We start from the raw sequence: 19360 nt of genomic DNA, 5'->3' as shown, positions 1-19360 counted from the left end.
GTATGTCCTGCATGGTCCATCGAGAGCAACTCCAGGTCGTGGCCTTCGCGTTCCGCCACCACGGAGGGGCCGTACGGCTCGCCGTCGGCGCCGAGTCCCACCGCGAAGAGCGCCGCGTACTCCCGGTCGGCATTACTGCGCAACCACAGCGTCGACCCGTCGGGGGAGAACCGGCCACCACGCCCTCCACGGCCCAGGCGGGCGGGAACCTGTCGGCGTACCTGATCGACCCCGACGCTCACACCTCCCCGGTCCTGCTCGCCGGCGAAACCTGCGCCGCATCCCTCCGCGTGTGCGACCTCAGCCACGACGGGACGCTCGCGCTGCTGCGCCGAGGGCCACGCGGACGGCGGGAGGGAGTTGTCTGGCGTGTGGCCGACTGCGCGACCACGTATACGATGCCCGTCGCCGACGGAGATCCATGGGTCGGCCGGTTCTCCCCCGACGGGTCGACGCTGTGGTTGCGCAGTAATGCCGACCGGGAGTACGCGGCGCTCTTCGCGGTGGGACTCGGCGCCGACGGCGAGCCGTACGGCCCCTCCGTGGTGGCGGAACGCGAAGGCCACGACCTGGAGTTGCTCTCGATGGACCATGCAGGACATACGGCCGTACTGGTATGGAACATGCAGGGCGCGAGCGAAATCGACCTCATGGAAACGTTCCCGGCACACGAGGCCCAGGACAGGACCGGCCCGGCCAGACCACTTTCCCTTCCCCACGAGGTCGTCACCCGCGTCACTCCGGCCGGACCGGGCCGCCTCCTGCTTGCACTGTCCGGTTCGCAGCGCCGTCCGGGGGTGTGGTGGGCCCATGACGACGGGGCGCTGTCGCGCACACCCTGGTCCTCCCTCGACATCGCCGCCGCTGCTCCCGGCCGCTCCCCGGTACGCCCCGTCCCCTTGCGTTTCGCCGCACGCGACGGACTGCCCCTGAGCGGCTGGTACTACAAGGCCCCCGGAAGCGCCGCGGGGGAGCGGACACCTTGCGTGATACACCTGCACGGCGGCCCCGAGGAACAGGAACGGCCCGTCTTCAACCCGCTCTATCACGAGTTGCTCGGCCGCGGACTGGACGTCTTCGCGCCGGATGTCCGCGGCTCCTCCGGGCACGGCAGGTCATTCGTCGACGCCGACCTGGGCTCCGGCCGCTTCGCCGCTCTCGACGACGTCGCGGACTGCGCGGCCCATGTCATCACGGCAGGCCTCGTCGACCCGTCCCGACTGGCGGTCATGGGACGGTCCTACGGCGGTTATCTGACATTCGCCTCCCTCGTATGGCACCCCGACCTGTTCCGCACCGGGGTCGCGGTCTGTGGCATGTCCGACTTCTCGACGTTCTTCGCCGGTACGGAGCCGTGGATCGCGGAGTCGGCGGCACACAAATACGGACACCCGGAACGTGACCGCGAGTTGTTGCAAGCCCTCTCCCCGATGAGCCGAATCGACGCCCTGCGCGCGCCCGTGCTCGCGGTACACGGCGAACACGATACGAATGTGCCGACCGGGGAATCCGAGCAGTTCGTCCGGGCAGCCCGGGAACGCGGTGTTCCCGCCGAACTTCTGACCCTGCACGAGGAAGGCCACGACTTCCTGCGCGCCGACAATCGTCGACTGTTCCGCCGCACCGCCGCCGACTGGATGGAACGGTATCTACGCCCCTGACCACGGTCGGACAGCGCACCGGTCAGACGTCGTCCACCTGGTCGCCCTGTGGGCCTTCGGGCCAGGCCACGTCAGCCCGCACGCCCGTGTCGGCCTCGGTCAGAAGGTCGATGACAGCCTCGAAGCCTCCCGCCTCCAGCGCCCGGCGCTGGCGGTCCGCTCCTGAGCCGTGCCGTAGCAGACGCTCGACGAGGGAGGTGACTTCACGACTGTCGCCCGCCTCCTCCAGTGCGGGCCCCACATGCCGCATCAGCACGGCCACGGCGTCGGCCGCCCGACAGCGTTCCCCTTCGGGCATGACCAACTCACCAGTGAGCCCATGGCGTGCGGCCTGCCACATCCCCAGGCCCAGGAGCTCGGGAGGGATGTCGGGGGAGCGGGTCCCCGCCCCGGCCTCTTTCGTGGCGGTCGCGACCAGGGCACGTACCAGCCCGGCGAACATCACCGCCTCGTCCGTACGCAACTGGACGTCCAGGGAACGTACTTCAACGGTGGGATAGGAGTCGGACAGACGTGCCTGCCAGTACAGCTGGCCGGTGTCCCGGATGACCCGGGTCGCCAGCAGCCGCCCCACCCGTGCGTCGTAGTCCGTGGCATCGGCGAACGAGGGGGGAAGACCGCTGACGGGCCAGCGGTCGAACACCACGGTGCGCCAGCTCGCGAAACCGGTGTCACGCCCGTCCCAGAAGGGCGAGTTTGCCGCTATGGCGGTCAGAATCGGCAGCCAGACGCGAATCCGGTTGAGCACCTCGACCCCCATGTGGCGATCGGGTACGGCGACATGGACGTGCATGCCGTTGACCAGCTGTTCCGCCACCAGCTGCGGTGCCTGCCGCTGGATGGCCCGGTAGCGGACCTGGTCGGTGACAGGTACCGGCAGTGACTGCCGCAGAGGTGGCGTCCCGCCGGCCATGACGCGGCAGCCGTGTGCCTCCGCCGCCCCGGTCACGGCGAGCCGCAGGCGCAGCAGATGGCCGCCGACCTCCTCCAGTGAGTCACAGACCGGCGTGGCCACTTCGACCTGGGCCTGGAGCAACTCCGACTGGATCTCACGAGTGGCGACGAAGGGTTCGAGCCCGGCGGCGGCACGTACCTTCTCGGCCTGCGCCACCGGTCGGCCCGTGGCCGGATCGAGCAGCATGTACTCCTCTTCCACGCCGACGGTCGTCATCCAGGACCTTCCTTCCGGCAACATGCCGCCGTGGGGGGAGCAACTCGGCTGATCGATATCGCGCGCGCCCGTGGCAGGCACCGCACCGATCCCAGTGCCCTCATCGTGCCTGCTCGTCCCGTACTTCACGTGGGTCACACGCCGGGCGGTACACGCCTGGCGCCGAGGAGCGCCCTCGTAGACATACCGTGGGGCGCTCTGTGCTGGGGGCGTGGATGAGCGGTACGGTGAGGGCAGCCGTTGGTGTCCACCGCGCTGTTGCGTCCTTCCCAGACCGAGGGGCGCACCCGGTACGGTCCTCTTCAACCGCGCGGCCCCGGTAGAAGGCCGCGCGCTTCCTTCCCGGCACTGCCTTGCGGAAGGGGAGTAGCTCCCCTCTCAGCCAGGGACGGCCCCAGATGGTGAAGCCCTCAGGTCCGCGCACCTTCCGCTGCCTGCTGCCGGGTCCCGCTGCCGTGATCGACGTTTGCGCGGTGCCCGACCGCCGGGCAGTCCGCGTCGTGCAGACCACCGTGTCCGGGTCGACACCACGGACCGCGCTCGTGCGTGTGTTCGGGGATGTCGACATCGAGACCGCGCCCGTCCTGGACTACGCGCTCCTGTGCGCCGGGGCGCAGCGGGTCGTCGTGGACCTGTCCGGCTGCGGCTTCGGCGACTGCGCCTTGCTGACCGTCCTGCTGCGGGCCCGCCGCCGCAGCGAGCTGGTGCTTGTAGGTCCCTTGCCCACGCGGATCCAGCGGCTGTTCGACCTCACCGGTACGACGAGTGCCTTCACCATCCTGACGGACGTGAGCGAAGTTCCGCTGGTTCAACCACCGCTGGTTCACCCACCCCTGGTACACCCACCTTACGGTCCCGCCTGAGGCGTGGGCGGGGGGAAGCAGCGCACCGTCAACCTTCGGAGGAGCGGGAGTTGGGGCGGGGCCGGGCATGAATGTCAGACCTGTCTGTCAGGCTCTGGTTATGGAGATGACGCTGCAACTGACGATCGACTGCGCCGACCCGCAGAGGCTGGTGGCGTTCTGGAGCGAGGCCCTGGGCTACGTACCCGAGCCCCCGCCGGGCGGTCATGCCACGTGGCGGGAGTACTGGGCAGCCATGGGGGTGCCCGATGAGGAGTTGCCCGAAGGGGCGGGCGACCTCGCGGAGTCGATCGTCGATCCCGCAGGACAAGGGCCCCGGGTGTGGTTCCAGCAGGTGCCGGAACCCAAAACCACCAAGAACCGCATACACCTCGACCTGAAGGTCGGCGGGGGACGCGATGTCCCGTTGGCGGTCCGTACGCAACGGGTCACCGTCACCGTGGAGAGACTGGTCAAAGCCGGCGCCGGCGTGCTTCGGATCACGGATGAACCGGACATGGGACAGTACGCCGTGCTCCTGCAGGACCCGGAGGGCAACGAATTCGATGTCGTCTAGGAATCGTTTCGTCTAGGGGTCGCTTGGCCACGCCGTTCACAACCGACGGGCGCAGCATCGGGTGGTGACGGCACGATGCCTCCGGATCGGATCGGCTCGGATCGGCTGGGCTCGGTAGCATGCCGCGCATGGCCATCAGACTTGAGAACGTCGGCATCGCTGTTCGCGACCTCGAAGCAACGATCTCCTTCTTCACCGACCTCGGCCTCACGGTCGTCGGCCGTGACACGGTCAGCGGCGAGTGGACCGACACCGCCGTCGGCCTTGATGGCAATCACGCCAAGATCGCGATGCTCCAGACGCCGGACGGCCACGGCCGCCTGGAGCTCTTCGAGTACATCCACCCCGACGCGATCGAGTCGGAGCCCACCCGCCCCAATGAGATCGGGATGCATCGCGTCGCCTTCTCAGTCGACGACATCGACAAAGCCCTTGAGACAGCCGCGAAGCACGGATGCCATCCGCTACGCGGTGTGGCGATCTATGAGGACGTCTACAAGCTCACGTACGTCCGTGGCCCCAGCGGCATCCTTGTGATGCTCGCCGAGGAGCTGAAGAAGAACTGACGGGCTTACCTGCCTCAACGCACGGTGCGCACGGGGGCATGACCCGGAGCCTCGTCCTGGTCCTCTTCCTCGGCACGGCCGGGGCCCGTGGAGCAGGCCTTGGCGGCGCGGTATTCGCTGGGCGACATCCCGGTGGCCGTACGGAAGGCGCGGGAGAAGCTGTCGGGCTGGGGGTACCCCCAGCGGGCGGCGATGGTGTGGATGGACAGGTGTTGCAGCGCCGAGTCGCTGAGGTCTCTGCGGCAGCGGTCCAGCCGTTGCTGGCGGATGAAGGCGCGCGGTGTGGTGCCGTGGTGCTGGAAGACGCGGTGCAGGTACCGAAGGGAGAGATGGTGGGCCGCGGCGAGGGCCTCCGGTCCCAGGGCCGGGTCTGCCAGGTGCTCGGTGACGAAGGCGCTCATCCTCAGGAACAGTGCCTGCCGGCCGGAGGCACCGGACACGGCGGGCGCGCCGGGTGGCGTGTCGTGGTCGAGGTGGTGCGCCAGGACGGCTGACAACAGGTCCAGTGCGGTGGCTTCCAGGCGGGCGACGTCCTGCGCCGTGCACTGCGCGTATTCGTCGGCGAGTCCGCCGAGGAAGTGGCTGAACAGTCGGTCGACACCACCTCTCCACGGCACGGGCAGCCCGCACAACCGGGTGAAATGCTCGTGCGGAAGCCTCAGGAGCTTCTTGGGGAACTGATAGACGAGATGTCTGCCGGGGGTGTCGTCGGCGTGGATGTTTATGGGCTCAGAGCTGTCGCCGAACCCCATCTCTCCGGGCTTGAGCACGAACCGTCGCCGGTACTGCTCGATGCCGACCTCTCCGGAGGTGACGACGTGGACGCGGTACATCTCCGGGTCGGACTGGCGGACGTGCCGGGGTGTCCGCTGCGCGCTCACGGAGGCGTAGGCGGACAGGACGGAGACCTGCCCGGCCCCCAGCGGCATCATCTCGACCCGCGCCGTGAAGGTCCCCGTGTCACGGGGAGCGACGCGCTGGGGCACCTGCGCCATGGCCATCGCTTCGGCCCATGCCGCAGGCCGCTCGCTGACGGGAAGCTCCGCGGTGTCGATGACTGTGGAACGCATTTCTACCCCCGCGCGCTCTGGGAACAGTGACCCCAAGCAGGCAGTAAAGGGCACACGCCCCGGAACCGACAGGGCGTTCTACGCCAACAACCATGCGCTGGCGGCCAACGACGCGGTGCGATCCGTCGGGACAGAATGAGACCGCCTGGCCGGGCACGGAAGAGGGGGAAGCCGTGCCCTGCCAGGTCTCGGCTTTCGGCGGGCATCGACGACCTGGGACCGGGGGGCGGGCGCGTTCGGAAGGCCGTGGTGCGGTGGACGGGGGCCGCACCACGGCCGGGCATGTCCGTTTACGGGATCGTCCAGTGGTGGTCGTCGTTGTCGCTGCAGTAGAACAACGTGAGCCGGGCGTTGTTGCCCCCGGTACGTACCCCGTCTACGTCGAGGCACAGACCGCTGGCGAGGTTGACGAGCCAGAAGCCGTCAGAGCGGTCCACGCGACCGTAGAGCTGATTGTCGCCGGTCGTCTGATTGCAGTAGAACTCGCTGACCTTGGTGCCGGCACCCACAGTGCCGTAGTTCGGCACGTCGAGGCACAGGTTGTCCTTGGCGTTGCGGAGGTTGTAGAGCGGGTAACCGTTGGCGCTGTTCCCGACGTAATCCCAGTAGAACAGCTGGTTGTCGCCGGCCGACCCGTTGCACGGGTACTCGTTGACCGGCCCGTTGACCGTACCGGCCCCGTAGCCGGGAATGTCGATGCACTGGCCGGTGACGACGTTCTTGACCAGGTAGGGCCCGTAGGTGGTGGCGGACGGCGCGAGGCGCTGCGGAGCGCGAGGCAGTGTGGTGGCGCCGGCCGGGGACGCGATCCGTAACGGGGTGGGGCTGAGAGCCGCCGGACCGGCGGGGTCCGCGTGGGCGGGCGCGGCGGTGAGCGCCAGCGCGAGCAGGGTGACGCCCGCGCTGAGCGTGGCGGCGATCCGTCTGATGGGCTTCATGGTTCCTCCTTGTCCGTGTTCGGGTATCTGGCTCCGGGCACCGCGACGGCACCGTGGAAGTGGTGCCCTTGGGTCGTCCCGGGAACTGACGTTGCCCGAAAGGGCAGTTGGCCGTGCGGCCCACTGCGGTCCGAGCAGGTCAGCTCGGGTCCAGAGGGCGGACAAGGGGAGTTGTCCTCGGACAAGTGGGAGATCGGCCATGCCCAGGAGTGCACAGACCACATCGCTGTCGCGGCCCGCCGTCCGATCACCGTGCTCCTGGTCGAACGCGCGCTTCGCATGCGATCACCGGACGCCTCGACATCACCTGTATCCGCCGCCGGGTGACGAACCATTGCGAAATCGTTGCGAAGTGAGGCCCTGCGTCACCCTAGCGGCTAGAGCATTTCTCCAAGATCAAGGCCGAGATCACCGTCCGTCGGGGCTGCCAGGGGCAACCTCTCGCGCAGACTCTTGAGCAGGACCCGTGCCGCGGGACTGGCGGGGCCGGCTGTGCGCCAGGCGAGCGCGATCCGGGCGCGGATCTCCGGGTTGACGATGGTCAGCGTCCGCCGATGCCCGTCGTGATCAGGGCTGTCCTCGCCTTTGGGCAGCACGGCGACGCCCAGGCCTCGGGTGGCGAGGCGGCTGAGGAGGACGGGGGTTGCCGCCTCGAAGGTGACGCGGGGTCTTCGACGACAGTCAGCGGAACGTCGATGACGGTATGGAAGGACAGTCCGTGCGGGGGCGCCTCGTCGGTCGGCCCGAGGAGCGCGAGGTCGAGTTCGCCCGCCAGGAGCGCGGACTCCATCCGCTCCGATGTGTCCTCGGTGAGCGCGACCTCCAGGGCGGGGTGGGCCTGGTGGAAGTCCGCGAGGAACGAGGCGATGTCAAAGGCATGGTCCATGGCTCCGGACACCGCTCCGAGGCAGACCCTGCCGCGCAACAGGCCCGTGTACGCGTCGACGGTCTGCTGCACGGCGTCCGCAGCGGCCAGCGCCGCGCGTGCGTAGGGCAGGACCGCTCTGCCCGCTTCCGTCGGTGTCACCGACCGATGTGAGCGGTCCAGCAACGGCTGCCCCAGCTCCTTTTCCAGCTGCCGTATCTGTGAGCTCAGCCCCGGCTGAGCCAGGTGCAGACGTGCGGCTGCCCGAGTGAAGCTGCCCTCTTCGACGACGGTGACGAAGTAGCGCAGCTGCCGGAGTTCCATAACTGATCATGCTAGGGGGCAGCAGGACTTTCTATTGGCCCTACGGATCAGCCGCCAGCAAGCTTGACCCCATGCGAAGCGTCACACAGTCCAAGGATCAGCAGTCCTCGATCCGGGCCGAAATCGCCGCGGAACGCCACCTGCTGGCCGATCTCTTCGACGACCTGCGGCCCGGTCAGTGGAACGCACCCAGCCTGTGCGAAGGGTGGACGGTCCGCGAGACCGTCGCCCACATGTCGATGGGCTTCCGGCTCTCCCTGCCCGCCACGCTGAGCGAACTGGTCAAGGCTCGGGGAAACCTCCACCGCATGACGAGCCGCGTCGCCCGCCGGGACGCGGCTGCCCACTCCTCCGCCGAGCTCAGCTCCTTCCTGCGGGACAACGCCCACCATCCGTGGACGCCCCCGGTCGGCGGGTACACGGCCGCCCTCGCGCACGACGTGGTCCATGGACTGGACATCACGGTCGCCCTCGGGCTCGGCCGGCGCGTCCCCGAGGACCGGCTGCGCATCCTGCTCGACGACATCCGTCCTCGAAACCTGAAGTTCTTCGGCGTCGACCTCACCGGGGTGCGGCTGTGCGCCGAGGACATGGACTGGTCCTACGGGGCCGGGGACGCGGTGCACGGCGCCGCCCAGGACCTCCTTCTGCTCGCCTTCGGCCGCCGTCTGCCGCACGGCCGCCTCAGCGGTGAAGCAGCCGGCCGCTTCACGCGCGGGCGGTGACCGTCGTACGTAACCGTCTCCTCCCCGCGCCCGCGCTCTTGGCGGACCCGCTCGGGAAATGAGCGGCAGAGCCCCAAGTCCCGTTGCTACGGTGCACAGGTGTCAGCGATCAAGAAGTTCCAAGTCACCTTCGACTGCGCAGAACCCGAACGACTCGCTCGCTTCTGGTGCGAGGTGCTCGGGTACGTCGTACCGCCGCCGCCGGAGGGGTTTGCCACGTGGGAGGAATACAAGCGGGCGCAGCCACCTGAGCAGCGGGATTCATGGTTCGCCTGCACAGATCCCTCAGGTGTGGGTCCGCGGCTGTACTTCCAGCGCGTCCCCGAGGGGAAGGCCGCCAAGAACCGGGTGCACCTCGATGTGCGGGTCGGCACCGGACTCGTGGGCGAAGAACGCCTGGCCGTACTTGAGGCCGAATGCGCCCGCCTGATCCCGCTCGGCGCGGTACATGTGCAAACGCTCTACGACGGCAACGACGCGTGCATTCCGATGCTGGACATCGAGGGCAACGAGTTCTGTATCGACTGAGCGTGCGGGGGATCAGGATGGACGCCATGACTCACACCGCGCGCCGCATGTTCGAGCTCCTGGAGCCGATCTGCCTCGTGACCTACTTCGCCGACGAGTGCAACGAGGAGCTGGCCGCTCTGGGCCACCGCACCTACTGGGACGGCTACTTCGCCAGCCGTGCCGCGCCGCTGGGGCGAGTGCCGGCGCACGTCGTGCACGCCGCCTTCTACAGCTTCGCCGACGGGGAGGCCGCCCGGCACATCCCGAGCGCGTGGGAGACGATCCCGCCCGAGGCGTCCGTCGCCGCGCGGGAGCGTGGCAGCGCGGCCTCCCTGCGGCGGATCCTCGGAGAGGAGCGGGCCGGCTCCCCGGGCCTGGTACGTGCCGCCGACCTCACCGCCAAAGCGGCGACGAGCGCGCCCATGGAAGGCCGCGTGATGTACGCGGGGATGCGCGCCCTTGCGGTGCCGAGCGACCCGGTCGCCCGGCTGTGGCACTGCGCGACCATGCTGCGCGAGCACCGTGGTGACGGGCACGTGGCCGCTCTGGTCGGCGCGCGCGTCGGCGGCACGGAGGCGCATGTGCTCGACGCGCTGACGAAGGGCATCTACCCGGCGGAGTCGTTCGGGCGCATCCACCACCTGCCCAAGGACCGGCTGGCCGCGGTCATGGACGGTCTGCGCGAGCGCGGGCTCATCGATGCCGACGGCCACCTCACCGACGCCGGCCGCGCAACCAAGGCAGGCATCGAAGCCCTGACCGATGAGCTCGCCGCCCCGCCCTACGAAGCCCTGGCTCCCGCCGAGCTCGACGAGCTGGTCACCGAGCTCGAACCCATCACCGCGATCCTGGTGGCCACGGGATCGCAGTGACGAGCAGCGGCTGACGGGATGAGGAACCCGCCTGCCACCTTCTCAGCCTGTACGCCCGGTGTCTCACCGCGCGCCGCTATGCTCCAACGCGTGGGCGAGGTCGCGGTGGTACGCGAGGGCAGTGGGCCGGAAGTTCTGCTGGTGCATGGCGGCGCCGGTCCGAGGACGACGTGGGGCGGTATGGCCGCGCTGGCGGAGCGGTGGACGCTGGCATACGTCCACCGGCGCGGCTATCCGCCGAGTCCGCCGCCGCAGGAGCGTCAGGACTTCGAGGTGGACGCCTTGGACCTGGCACCGCTGCTCGTGGGCCGCCCGCACGTGGTCGCCCACTCCTACGGCGTCCTGGGGACGCTGATCGCGGTCGCTGCCGCTCCCGACAGCGTGCGCTCGCTCACGTTGATCGAGCCACCGCTCAACCACCTTGTGCCAGACGATCCCGAGGTGGCGCGACTGGAGCGCATCGGCGACGCGGTCCTCACCCACGGGATGGATTCGGACCCGGCCGAGCTACGCGAGTTCCTCCGTATCGCGGGCGCGCCCATCGGTGACGGTCCGCTCCCCAAGAACGTGGTCGCCGGCGTTCGGCGGGCGCACGGCAGTCGACCGACAAGCCAGGCGCGCCCTCGGCTCGATGTGATCCGGCAGGCCGGTGTCCCGGTGCTCGTCGCGTCCGGAGACCACGAGGCCGCACTCGAGCGGATCTGTGACGCGCTCGCGGAAACGCTCGATGGCGAGCGCAGTGTGCATCCGGGGGCCGGTCACTTCGTCGCCGCGGCACCGGGCTTCACCGAACAGCTGGAGACCTTCCTGCGTAAAAGCATCACAGGGCGGGGTTCGAAGTTCAGCAGGTGAGTGTGCGGCGGACAAGTCGCCGGGCGTACGTGACGGACGGTGAGACGGCCGACAGCGCGTTCGGGGTGCCGCGAGCCGCTTGACCCCTGACTGCCGCCGAGCGGCAGGCGTACCAGCGCTGGGCGACGCCACCCGCCACGGAACCACAGAAGTCGCTGGCCGTGCGACTGTCCCGGGACATCATCAGGACCGCCACCCCTGGTGACCGGGACACACACGGTGTCCGACGATGCTGCGAGTCCAGAACGACTGGGCACGGGCCCCGAGCCCGCAAGGGGGAGTGCAGCCGCTCAGCGACCGCCCACCGGCGGCACGACCCAGCAGTACATGCTGCCGCTCGCCATCATGGCGAGCGGCAGCAACCTGTGGTTCACAGCCTCACGCGGGCGGGAGCGTCCCGGACGCGGGTGGTCTGTCGGGCGTGACGCACAGGACAGGGATCAGAAGAAGTTCTTGAAACGGGTGGAGTCGCTGCTCAGGGGCAGGGGATGGGCCGCTGCGAAGGGGCGGGTGGTGCTGTTGAGACCGGAGTAGTAGGCGGAGCCGGACGGGCCGATGGCGTAGATGTCGGCCACGCCGCTGCCGTTCCTGCCCGCCGGAATGATGTCGGTGTACTTCTGCCAGCCGCCGCCGACCTGGCGTCGGGCGGTGAAGTTGCCGTCGCCCTTGCTCAGGTGAGCCAGAGGACACCGTCCTTGTCGCGGGCGAGGAGATCGCCACCGGAGGCACCGGCAATGTTGCCCGGGGCGGTGAGGAGGTTGTAGGCGTCCCAGCCGCCGCCGACCTTCTGACGCGGCTTGAAGGGGGCAGCCGCGTCGCCGGTGGAGGCGTAGAACCACAGCACGCCGTCCTTGTCGGTGGCGAGGAGATCGCCCCGGCCGTCGCCGTTCAGGTCGGACCCGCCGGTGATCTGGGTGTAGACGTTCCAGCCGCCACCTATCTTCGTGCGGGGCAGCAGCTTCTGCTTGTCGCCCTGGTGGAGCCACAGCACACCGTCACGGTCCCGGCCGACGACGTCGTCCGCGGCTGAACCCGCCAGGTTTCCGGGGGAGGCCATCAGGGTGTACGAGTCCCAGCCGGTGCCCAGCACGTCCGGCTTCGGGTCGTGGACGACCGGCGGGCAGCCCTCGTCCTGGCAGTCGGGGCTGTTGCCCATGGCGCGCAGCTGGCTGAGGTCGTAGGCCGAGAGGTTGCCCGAGCTGTCGCGGACGAGGGCGTCCGCCTGCGCGTTGTCGTTGAAGTCGCGCGGCGCGGTGCCACGCTCGACCGTGGTGGTACCGGTCTTCACGGCGGCGGGCCCGACCCCGGACGCCGGATAGGCGGTCATCTTCCAGGTGTACGCGCCGTTGTAGGCGCCGGTCACCTGGTCGAGGTATCCCTTCCAGTTGATGTAAGTGTCGTAGTAGCTCCACAGCGACACCTTGCGGCCGGTGGCCACATGGGTCAGTTCCAGGGCGACACCCAGGTCCGGCTGGTTGGCATCCCAGGTCACGCGCTTGTCGGAGCCGTCGAAGTGGAACACGCTCGGTATGTTCACCCCGTTCAGGACCATTTCCAGAGGATTCCGCGCGTCCCCGATCATGGTGGCCGACGGGGTGCCGTCGGAGCCGAGCGTGATGTGGAAGAGGCCCTGGCCCTGCGCGAAGGTGCCGCCGGACACCAGGAGCGTGCCGTCGCCGACCGGGGCCACAATACTCGCGAGATCAAGGAGAGGGACCTTCCGGCCGTCCTTCAGCGACTTGAGGACGATCGGCTTGTTCGGGTAGGTGACCCCGTCGACGACGACCTTGTCACCGCCCGTGATGGCCAGCCAGTCGCCGCCCAGGACGACCTGCGCCCGGTAGGGAAGGGTCTCGGCCCGCTTGGTCTTGCGGTCCACGATTCTGGTCTGGCCGGTTGCGGGCGCCCACAGCACACGGTCGGGTGTGACCTGCGCGAAGCCGCTGTAGCGGTCGAGGTCGTACGTCTCGGTGGTGGCGGCCGTGGCCACATCGACCACGGCGAGATGGAAGCCGCTCTCGGCTGCCGAGGTCTGCACCGCGAGCGTACCGGGCGTGGAGCCGTAGAACTCCCAGGGCACTCCGTCCGGCATACCCGTCACCTTGCGGTCGACGACCTCACCGCCCGGAGCCCGGCTCACGAGGTGGAGCTCGTGGGTGGCCGGGTCGACCATCACCAGCGTCGAACCGTTGACCTCGCGCAGCTCGTAGGGGATGTCGATGACGACGGGGGCGCTGCCCTTGGCCATGTCGTGGATGGTGTGGCGGGTTCCCTCACTCGCCACGACGACGTCGGCTCCGGCGGCGCCCCGATAAGTGACGGCGGGGCTCTTCGGGAACGTGACGCTGGAGCCGTCCGCGTACCGCGTCCAGACGACATCGTCGGTCCGGACGGCGAGGAAGCCGTTGGGCCCGGCGGTCGCGAGGGCGCTGTTGAGGAACGGGAAGGCGGCGTCCCGGGCGCCCTGTTGCGCGACCACGGCCGCACTGGTGGAGGCCGTCGGTGCGGCGGCGGCCGGCCCGGCGAGCGTGCCGGCGGTGGTGGCGGCCAGGGCGACGGTGACGGCGGCGGCCAGCCGGAACCGGGGGGAGAGGGTGCGGGCGCGTGACATGGGATGAGCCTCCTCGTAGAAGGACGTGCGGTGCGGTTGAGCAACGCGACACCCACCAAGACCTATGAGGAAGAAGGAGGGTTGTACGCCTTATGCAAGGAAATATCCGGAACGAGTGCTTCGGGCCCTGAGGGGGAGAGATCCGCCGGAACGCAGCCGGGCGGGGCGTACGTCAGTGCGCACTCCCTCATCGACGCCTGATCCGAACTCACGGTTGCACTGGAATCGAAGTTGGCGGATTCGCAGGAAAATCAGGGGAGTTGGCGTCGGCCCTGACTCAGGTGTGTCGGACTACCCAGGAGTGCCTGGCTACGTGGACTACGCCCGGGGGGACTGGATCGACCGACGAGTGCCGGGCCGCGATCACGAAGCGACGGAGCTCCGGTGAGACCGAGACCGTCGGACGGACCGGTGGGTCACGGAGACCGCGCAGGCGGCGCCGCGCCCACAAAGAGATCAACCGCACGATCTTGAAGCTTCGTGCTGTTCCTCTTACGGCAGGAGGAAACGATCATATGATCAAGCAAGCAGGCTGCGACAGATCCCGCTCCCGGCCGCTCAGAAGATGGCTGCGATGCGCCACAGTGCTGGCGGTGACGGTCGGCGCGGCGCTGCCGTCGGCAGAGCCGAGCGCAGCGACACCCTTCGCGGCCAACCGTGTCACGAACCAATCGCCACCGCGCGAAGCAGGGCAGGAAGTCATCGTCGACGGGGACCACATCTCGACGGACACCATCCGTCGCGTCCTCGCAGGCGATGACCTGACCTTCACCTTGCCCGCGAGAACTTCCCAGAACCTCGCCCACGCCCGCAAGGGAGCCTTGGAGTACCTCAGCGCCGGCGAGCATCGGGTGTACGGCTGGAACCAGGCACTGGGCCCCCTGCACCACGCCTCTCTCACCCCGGAGCAGCAGGTCACGTTCCAGAAGAACGTGCTTCGCTCCCACGCGTCCGGGGTTGGTGAACCCGTCCCGGAACGCGTGACCCGGCTCGCTCTGCTACTCAGGGCCAACACGATGGCCCGGGGGCACATGGGGGTGCGTCCCGAGTTCGTCCGGCGAATCCTGGGCTTCCTCAATGCGGGAGTGACCCCTGTCATCCCCCGGACCGGCCCGCTGGGCACCGGGGACCTCCAGCCGATGGCGGAAGCCGGGCTCGTCCTCACGGGCGATCCGGCCACACGGAAGACCCGGGCCTGGCGCAACGGGAGGATGATGCCGACGAGCCAGGCAGTGCGTGAGGCGCACCTGGACCCGGAATTCGCCCTCGAATCGGGGGAAGCCCTACCGCTGATCAGCGGGAACAGCGTACTCACCGCCCGCTATGTCCATGCCGTCGAGCGTGCCACCGGGCTGCTGGACCACACGGAGAAGGCGTTCGCCCTGTTCATGGAGGCGACCCGGGCGGAAGCGGGCTCCCTGGACGCCCGTACGCACGATGAGCGCAGGTTTCCCGAACAGGCCAAAGTGGCCGAACGGATCAGAGAACTTGTCCACGGCAGCACGTGGATGACCGAAGAAGGCCGTGAGGCCTACGAAGCCCACCCCGAGACCCTCGGCACCCATACGCCGCGGGTCCAGGACGCCGTGTCGGTGCGCGCCGCCCCGCACATCATCGGGACCGTCCGGCAGACCATCAAGGAGGCCTGGGCCATCGTCAGGAGCGAGGCCAACGCGTCGACTTCCAACCCCCTGCTCTTCTGCGACGGTGCCTGCGAGTTCGTCATGGGTGGCAACTGGGACGGCACCCGCATGGGCCATGCCATCGACACGCTCAACGCCCAGATGACGGATGCGGCGCTGCTGCTCCACGCGCTGGGGGAGCGGCTGATGGGCAAGGAATGGAGTTACGGTCTCACCCCCAGTTTGGTGGGAGTGTGGAGCGACCAGGACAAGGCGGGGCTGAACTCCGGGATGGTGCAGGTCGAGACCGTGGCCGCGGCCGTCGTTCCCGAGATGCAGACCCGCGCTGCCCCTTCAGGCGTACTCAGCCGCCCCGTGAAGGTCGGGCAGGAGGACCACAACCCCATGGCCGTGGCGTCCGTGCAGAACCTCGACGACAACCTCGGCCGCTTCGAGAAGGTTCTCGCCGTCACCTGGATGATGACCGCGCAAGGCGTCGACATCGTCAAGCACATGAACCCGGCCAAGGGCGGCGACCCGTATATGAAGGGCATGCCGATGGCGGAGAAGACCGAGGCCATCCAGCGAGAGATCCGCCAGGTCGTGCCCAGAGTGACCAAGGACGAGTGGTTGGCCCCGTACCTCAACAACATGATCGACTGGGTCCACTCCCACACCGACCCCACAGCGGCCGGGGCCGGCTGAACCGCTGCGAGCCTCCGGGCGCAAGTTAGGGTGAGCCCGGACGGCGAGAGGGGCGCGATGACTGGCCGACGGCGATGGTCAACCGACGAGATCCTGGACACGGCGGCGGAGCTGCTGCGCACGAGCGACGCCGAGTCGTTCAGCGTACGCAAACTCGCCGCGGCGCTCGGGACCGACTCCTCCAGCCTCTACCGGCACTTCCGCAACAAGACCGAACTCCTGCGCGCGGTTGCCGACCGGATCCTGCTGGCCGCCATGGACGGCTACCGCCCCCAGGGCGACTGGAAGCAGCGCATCGCCGCCCTGGCCCTGCGTCTGCGCGAGGCCTTCGGTGAGCAAATCGAACTCGCCGTGGTGTGGGGACGCTACGGGTCCGGCGGCACCGGATCCCGACTGGTCATGGAGGAACTGCTGCAGGCCCTGCGCGCGTCCGGCCTGCCCGACGATGAGGTCCCGGTGCGATACCACCGCATCGTGATCCTCCTCGCCTCGCTTATCACCTCCGAGGCCGGTATCAACACCGTCGCCCCCAAGGAGTACGAGCAGGGCATGGAGCAGTTCCGTGTCGCGGTGCTCGGTGCCGATCCCGAGCGCTTCCCCGCCCTGGCTCACTTCGCCCGCGACATCCGTCCCCTCGGAGCGGACCGCCCGGCCGCATTCGAGGACATCCTCGCCGCCCACCTCGCCCAGATCGAGGCACAGCTCCCCTGACGTGCCGGATCCCCTGACGTGCCGGACGGGCGCGGTGCGGGTCACACCGGGATCTGGTAGCGATGGAGCAGATAGCGGCAGGTGTCGGCCACCTGCTGGTCGCTCAGCGCCGCGTCGCAGAGGACCGCCGTGGCCACCAGCCCCTGGAGCGTGTGGCCGTGGTCGGGGAGGTAGCCGAAGACCGGCGCCGACCAGCCGACCGTACGGACCCGGTCGTCCCTGCGCAGTTCGTACGGATATCCGTTGGTGTAGGTCTGGAGGCGGCGGGCCGCGCCCGCGGTGGAGCGGACGGCGTAGACCGCCCAGCCGTTGTCCGACTCGGCGGTGCGGGACATGAGCAGGTAGTCGAGTTGCCAGCCCTGCCCGTTGCTGCGCAGCGCGCCGGGCCGTCCGGGCGCCGAGTCGAAGGTGGGGAGGTGCTTGGCCACGAAGAACCACGTCGCGGCGCCGCTGCTGCCCTGGAGGGTGGGGAATCCGTAGTGGCCGCCGGTGAAGCGCAGCGCCGCGAGGCCGTTGACGGCCGCGGACTCGAACACGGCGGGGCTGCCCACGGCAGTGCCGTGGTGGTGGGTGGGGCTCAGGTCGGTGAGCTCGGTGACGGGGCTGCCGTCCCTGAGCGGTTCGCCGGCGTCGAGAAGGGCGTCGGCGCGGTAGTAGCCGATCAGCCCGGGCAGACCGGGCAGCGGGTCGTACGGCGAGGACGCGAGCGGCGGCGCCGACACCGCGGGTGGCACCGTTCCGATACCGATCCGGGCCGAGGCCCCGGGCGTGGCCGTGTTGACCGCGAGGGCCTTGTCCGCCGGTGGGAGGCCTTCGTAGAGGCCCTGCCACAGCGGGCCGTCCACCGCGATCAAGGCTCGCATACGGAGGTCCGCGTGATGGTTGAACGAGCGCTCGACCTTGCACCAGCCGAGGCCCTTGTGCACGTCCCCGAGCGCCCCGCGCTCGCTGCCGACGAGCCGGATCGCCACGGCGTGCTCTCCTCCGGCGCTTCCGACGCAGTCACGGACGACCAGCTGGGTCGGTCCTCCGATGTCGTCCGCGAGGCTCGCCCAGATGTAGCTGTCACGCGGCAGGTCCGCATCGAAGTGCTCGAAATCGATCATCCAGTTGTCGAGCACCGCTTCGGTCTGGAACAGCTTCACCGCCGATTCGCACACCGCGGAGTCGGTGCAGGGCACATCGCGGTAGGCGACCCGGGATCTGAGGGCCTTGAACGCCGACCGTCCGTAGTAGGCGAGGGCGAGATCGGTGGCGGTGGTGTACTGGCCGAAACTGTAGATGGCGCAGTCGGTCTGGTGCTCGAAGCGGCAGGAACGCAGCGACACCGGGTAGTTCACCCCGAAGTGGTGTGAGCTCAGGCCCTGGGCGCCGAACTCCACCACCACGTCGTCCATCGAGAAGTTGTACACGAGGCCGAGGCCGATGACCTGCCCGTAGTGGGTTGCCTTCGGCGCGAAGGAGAATCCCCGCACGTTGAGTTTCTCGCAGCCGTTGCCCTCGACGTACTCTATCAGGTCGTGCGGGATGAAGAACCCGCGCCCGAACAGCCCTACGTCCCCTTCCCACAGGAACTGCAGGTCGGGCACGCCCGCGGCGCTCTTGTGCACCGGTTCCCGCATCGTCAGGGCCCCGAAGACCCGGCTCTCGACGGTCAGGCACCGCAGGTCGTTGACCTTGCCGTTCGCGTCCTCCTGCTCCTGTCCCTCGGCCAGGACCCGGTAGCGAAGGATGTCGGAGAAGCGCAGTGCCCCGTAGGTGAGGTCGACCGGCGCGTTCTCGCTGCCGGGGAGCCCGGCCCGGCCGGACGAGTTCGGCCCGATGGCGGCGAGCCGGAACGGCGCGTACCAGTTGGGGATGAACGCCAGCTCTCGGCCCGCCTCCTTCGGACTCCAGCCGTCGTTGATCAGCGACAGGTCCGGCTGGACCTGTACGCGCCGGGTGGCCTGGCCCCGGTTCGTCCACGCTGTCACCGTGCGTGCGTCCAGGTCGAGTTGGAAGGAACAACGCAGGACGGGCTGCGCCGGGTCGAAGGGGATGCGGATCTCGCGGTGCAGCCCGTCCGAGGTCAGGAACGCGAAGACGACCGCAGGTGGGTTCTCGTGCGCGTTGACGTACGCGTAGAAGGGGGAGGGCCGGTTGAACGCGTCGACCATGCCGAACAGCGGCTGCACCGACCAGGGCATGACGTCGTTGCGGACCACGAAGTCCACCGTCAGCTGTCGCACGCCCGCCCAGTAGTCACCGTCGGTCGGACCGAACTGGAAGGGCGAGCAGGGCAGGGTGACGGTGGCCTCGCTCGTCGGCCCCCCGGCCACGGGGGAGGGGACACGGGTGCGGCAGCCCCACCGCTGATCGGTGACCGAGGGGTCGAGCATGCCGCTCAGGTTCGCCCAGTGGCCCTCGCTCAGCGGACGTTCGTGGGTGACACGACGCAGCCCGAAGGTCAACGGGGGTGTGGCCCCGATGGCCCGCAGGGCACTCGTGCGCCCGCCCTCGCCGACGATACGGACCCTGTTGCTGTCGACCAGCACGGAGCGCAGGAATTCATAGGGCTGCGGGTCGGCGGGGACGAAGACGATCCCGCCGGCGTTCTTGTCCAGGGCGTCCACGGCGTTCTGGAACGCGTCCGAACAGGTCGCACGGCCGTCGGGGCCGGGAACGGCGTCGAAGTCACGGACATTGACGAATACGGGGGCGGGAGCCATAGGCCGAGGCTATCCAAGCCCAGAGCACCC

16 protein-coding genes and 1 pseudogene are annotated in these 19360 nt (G+C 69.0%); 10 read left to right on the top strand and 7 right to left on the bottom strand.

From position 1 onward, the window contains the following. Window positions 1-1661: alpha/beta hydrolase family protein (locus ACJA3G_RS03770; RefSeq protein WP_406551411.1), on the top strand; the 1661-nt coding region annotated here is incomplete at its 5' end. 22 nt (window positions 1662-1683) lie between these two features. On the opposite strand, the gene ACJA3G_RS03765 is transcribed toward ACJA3G_RS03770, so the two are convergent. Next, entirely contained in the window at window positions 1684-2832 is a 1149-nt protein-coding gene (locus tag ACJA3G_RS03765) for a glutamate--cysteine ligase (protein WP_406551410.1), read from the bottom strand. 398 nt (window positions 2833-3230) lie between these two features. Between ACJA3G_RS03765 and ACJA3G_RS03760 the strand changes: the two genes are divergently transcribed. The 3 genes from ACJA3G_RS03760 to ACJA3G_RS03750 all read left to right on the top strand — a co-directional run bounded on the left by ACJA3G_RS03760 (window position 3231) and on the right by ACJA3G_RS03750 (window position 4817). Next, window positions 3231-3695, top strand: coding sequence for an STAS domain-containing protein (locus ACJA3G_RS03760; RefSeq protein ID WP_406551409.1), 465 nt, complete (start codon window positions 3231-3233; stop codon window positions 3693-3695). A gap of 100 nt (window positions 3696-3795) precedes the next feature. Continuing rightward, complete coding sequence (locus tag ACJA3G_RS03755; protein WP_406551408.1) at window positions 3796-4251, top strand: VOC family protein; 456 nt, start codon at window positions 3796-3798, stop codon at window positions 4249-4251. A 128-nt stretch (window positions 4252-4379) separates the two neighbouring features. Further along, complete coding sequence (locus tag ACJA3G_RS03750) at window positions 4380-4817, top strand: VOC family protein (RefSeq protein WP_406551407.1); 438 nt, start codon at window positions 4380-4382, stop codon at window positions 4815-4817. Window positions 4818-4831: 14 nt separating this feature from the next. On the opposite strand, the gene ACJA3G_RS03745 is transcribed toward ACJA3G_RS03750, so the two are convergent. The 3 genes and pseudogenes from ACJA3G_RS03745 to ACJA3G_RS03735 all read right to left on the bottom strand — a co-directional run bounded on the left by ACJA3G_RS03745 (window position 4832) and on the right by ACJA3G_RS03735 (window position 8014). Beyond that, window positions 4832-5887 (bottom strand): helix-turn-helix domain-containing protein, encoded by a 1056-nt coding sequence (locus ACJA3G_RS03745; protein WP_406551406.1) that lies wholly within the window; start codon window positions 5885-5887, stop codon window positions 4832-4834. Between the two features lie 290 nt (window positions 5888-6177). Further along, the gene (locus ACJA3G_RS03740; protein WP_406551405.1) at window positions 6178-6825 is read right to left on the bottom strand and encodes an RICIN domain-containing protein; all 648 of its coding nucleotides are present in this window, start codon (window positions 6823-6825) and stop codon (window positions 6178-6180) included. Between the two features lie 377 nt (window positions 6826-7202). Further along, window positions 7203-8014 (bottom strand): annotated as a pseudogene (locus ACJA3G_RS03735) (LysR family transcriptional regulator). A gap of 71 nt (window positions 8015-8085) precedes the next feature. Between ACJA3G_RS03735 and ACJA3G_RS03730 the strand changes: the two are divergent. From ACJA3G_RS03730 to ACJA3G_RS03715, 4 genes are all read left to right on the top strand, one after another. After that, window positions 8086-8739: a maleylpyruvate isomerase family mycothiol-dependent enzyme gene (locus ACJA3G_RS03730; RefSeq protein ID WP_406551404.1), complete on the top strand. Its 654-nt coding sequence runs from the start codon at window positions 8086-8088 to the stop codon at window positions 8737-8739. Between the two features lie 99 nt (window positions 8740-8838). Then, entirely contained in the window at window positions 8839-9267 is a 429-nt protein-coding gene (locus ACJA3G_RS03725) for a VOC family protein (RefSeq protein ID WP_406551403.1), read from the top strand. Window positions 9268-9293: 26 nt separating this feature from the next. Continuing rightward, a complete protein-coding gene (locus ACJA3G_RS03720) occupies window positions 9294-10121 on the top strand; it encodes an SCO6745 family protein (protein WP_406551402.1) in 828 nt (275 codons plus the stop codon). 90 nt (window positions 10122-10211) lie between these two features. Further along, window positions 10212-10973, top strand: coding sequence for an alpha/beta fold hydrolase (locus ACJA3G_RS03715; protein ID WP_406551401.1), 762 nt, complete (start codon window positions 10212-10214; stop codon window positions 10971-10973). A 440-nt stretch (window positions 10974-11413) separates the two neighbouring features. Here the strand turns inward: ACJA3G_RS03715 and ACJA3G_RS03710 are convergent, their stop codons facing one another. Both ACJA3G_RS03710 and ACJA3G_RS03705 read right to left on the bottom strand, forming a co-directional pair. Beyond that, complete coding sequence (locus ACJA3G_RS03710; RefSeq protein ID WP_406551400.1) at window positions 11414-11548, bottom strand: hypothetical protein; 135 nt, start codon at window positions 11546-11548, stop codon at window positions 11414-11416. A gap of 95 nt (window positions 11549-11643) precedes the next feature. Beyond that, window positions 11644-13584 (bottom strand): hypothetical protein, encoded by a 1941-nt coding sequence (locus tag ACJA3G_RS03705; protein ID WP_406551399.1) that lies wholly within the window; start codon window positions 13582-13584, stop codon window positions 11644-11646. A 515-nt stretch (window positions 13585-14099) separates the two neighbouring features. Here ACJA3G_RS03705 and hutH point away from each other — a divergent pair. After that, window positions 14100-15911 (top strand): histidine ammonia-lyase, encoded by a 1812-nt coding sequence (hutH, locus tag ACJA3G_RS03700; RefSeq protein ID WP_406551398.1) that lies wholly within the window; start codon window positions 14100-14102, stop codon window positions 15909-15911. Between the two features lie 57 nt (window positions 15912-15968). Beyond that, window positions 15969-16622: a TetR/AcrR family transcriptional regulator gene (locus ACJA3G_RS03695; RefSeq protein WP_406551397.1), complete on the top strand. Its 654-nt coding sequence runs from the start codon at window positions 15969-15971 to the stop codon at window positions 16620-16622. A 41-nt stretch (window positions 16623-16663) separates the two neighbouring features. Here ACJA3G_RS03695 and ACJA3G_RS03690 read toward each other — a convergent pair whose 3' ends face one another. After that, complete coding sequence (locus tag ACJA3G_RS03690) at window positions 16664-19330, bottom strand: hypothetical protein (protein WP_406551396.1); 2667 nt, start codon at window positions 19328-19330, stop codon at window positions 16664-16666. Window positions 19331-19360 lie beyond the last annotated feature (30 nt).

Source organism: Streptomyces sp. YS-3 (assembly GCF_045257485.1).
GTDB lineage: Bacteria > Actinomycetota > Actinomycetes > Streptomycetales > Streptomycetaceae > Streptomyces.
The sequence above is the reverse complement of the archived record's forward strand: the minus strand, read 5'-3'. Positions and strand labels throughout refer to the sequence as shown.

Coding starts and splice junctions, on each gene's coding strand:
- ACJA3G_RS03730 (WP_406551404.1), top strand. CDS start 8,086: ATGCGAAGCGTCACACAGTCCAAGGATCAGCAGTCCTCGATCCGGGCC.
- ACJA3G_RS03695 (WP_406551397.1), top strand. CDS start 15,969: ATGACTGGCCGACGGCGATGGTCAACCGACGAGATCCTGGACACGGCG.
- ACJA3G_RS03705 (WP_406551399.1), bottom strand. CDS start 13,584: ATGTCACGCGCCCGCACCCTCTCCCCCCGGTTCCGGCTGGCCGCCGCC.
- ACJA3G_RS03755 (WP_406551408.1), top strand. CDS start 3,796: ATGGAGATGACGCTGCAACTGACGATCGACTGCGCCGACCCGCAGAGG.
- ACJA3G_RS03720 (WP_406551402.1), top strand. CDS start 9,294: ATGACTCACACCGCGCGCCGCATGTTCGAGCTCCTGGAGCCGATCTGC.
- ACJA3G_RS03760 (WP_406551409.1), top strand. CDS start 3,231: ATGGTGAAGCCCTCAGGTCCGCGCACCTTCCGCTGCCTGCTGCCGGGT.
- ACJA3G_RS03740 (WP_406551405.1), bottom strand. CDS start 6,825: ATGAAGCCCATCAGACGGATCGCCGCCACGCTCAGCGCGGGCGTCACC.
- ACJA3G_RS03750 (WP_406551407.1), top strand. CDS start 4,380: ATGGCCATCAGACTTGAGAACGTCGGCATCGCTGTTCGCGACCTCGAA.
- hutH (WP_406551398.1), top strand. CDS start 14,100: ATGATCAAGCAAGCAGGCTGCGACAGATCCCGCTCCCGGCCGCTCAGA.
- ACJA3G_RS03690 (WP_406551396.1), bottom strand. CDS start 19,330: ATGGCTCCCGCCCCCGTATTCGTCAATGTCCGTGACTTCGACGCCGTT.
- ACJA3G_RS03765 (WP_406551410.1), bottom strand. CDS start 2,832: ATGACGACCGTCGGCGTGGAAGAGGAGTACATGCTGCTCGATCCGGCC.
- ACJA3G_RS03745 (WP_406551406.1), bottom strand. CDS start 5,887: ATGCGTTCCACAGTCATCGACACCGCGGAGCTTCCCGTCAGCGAGCGG.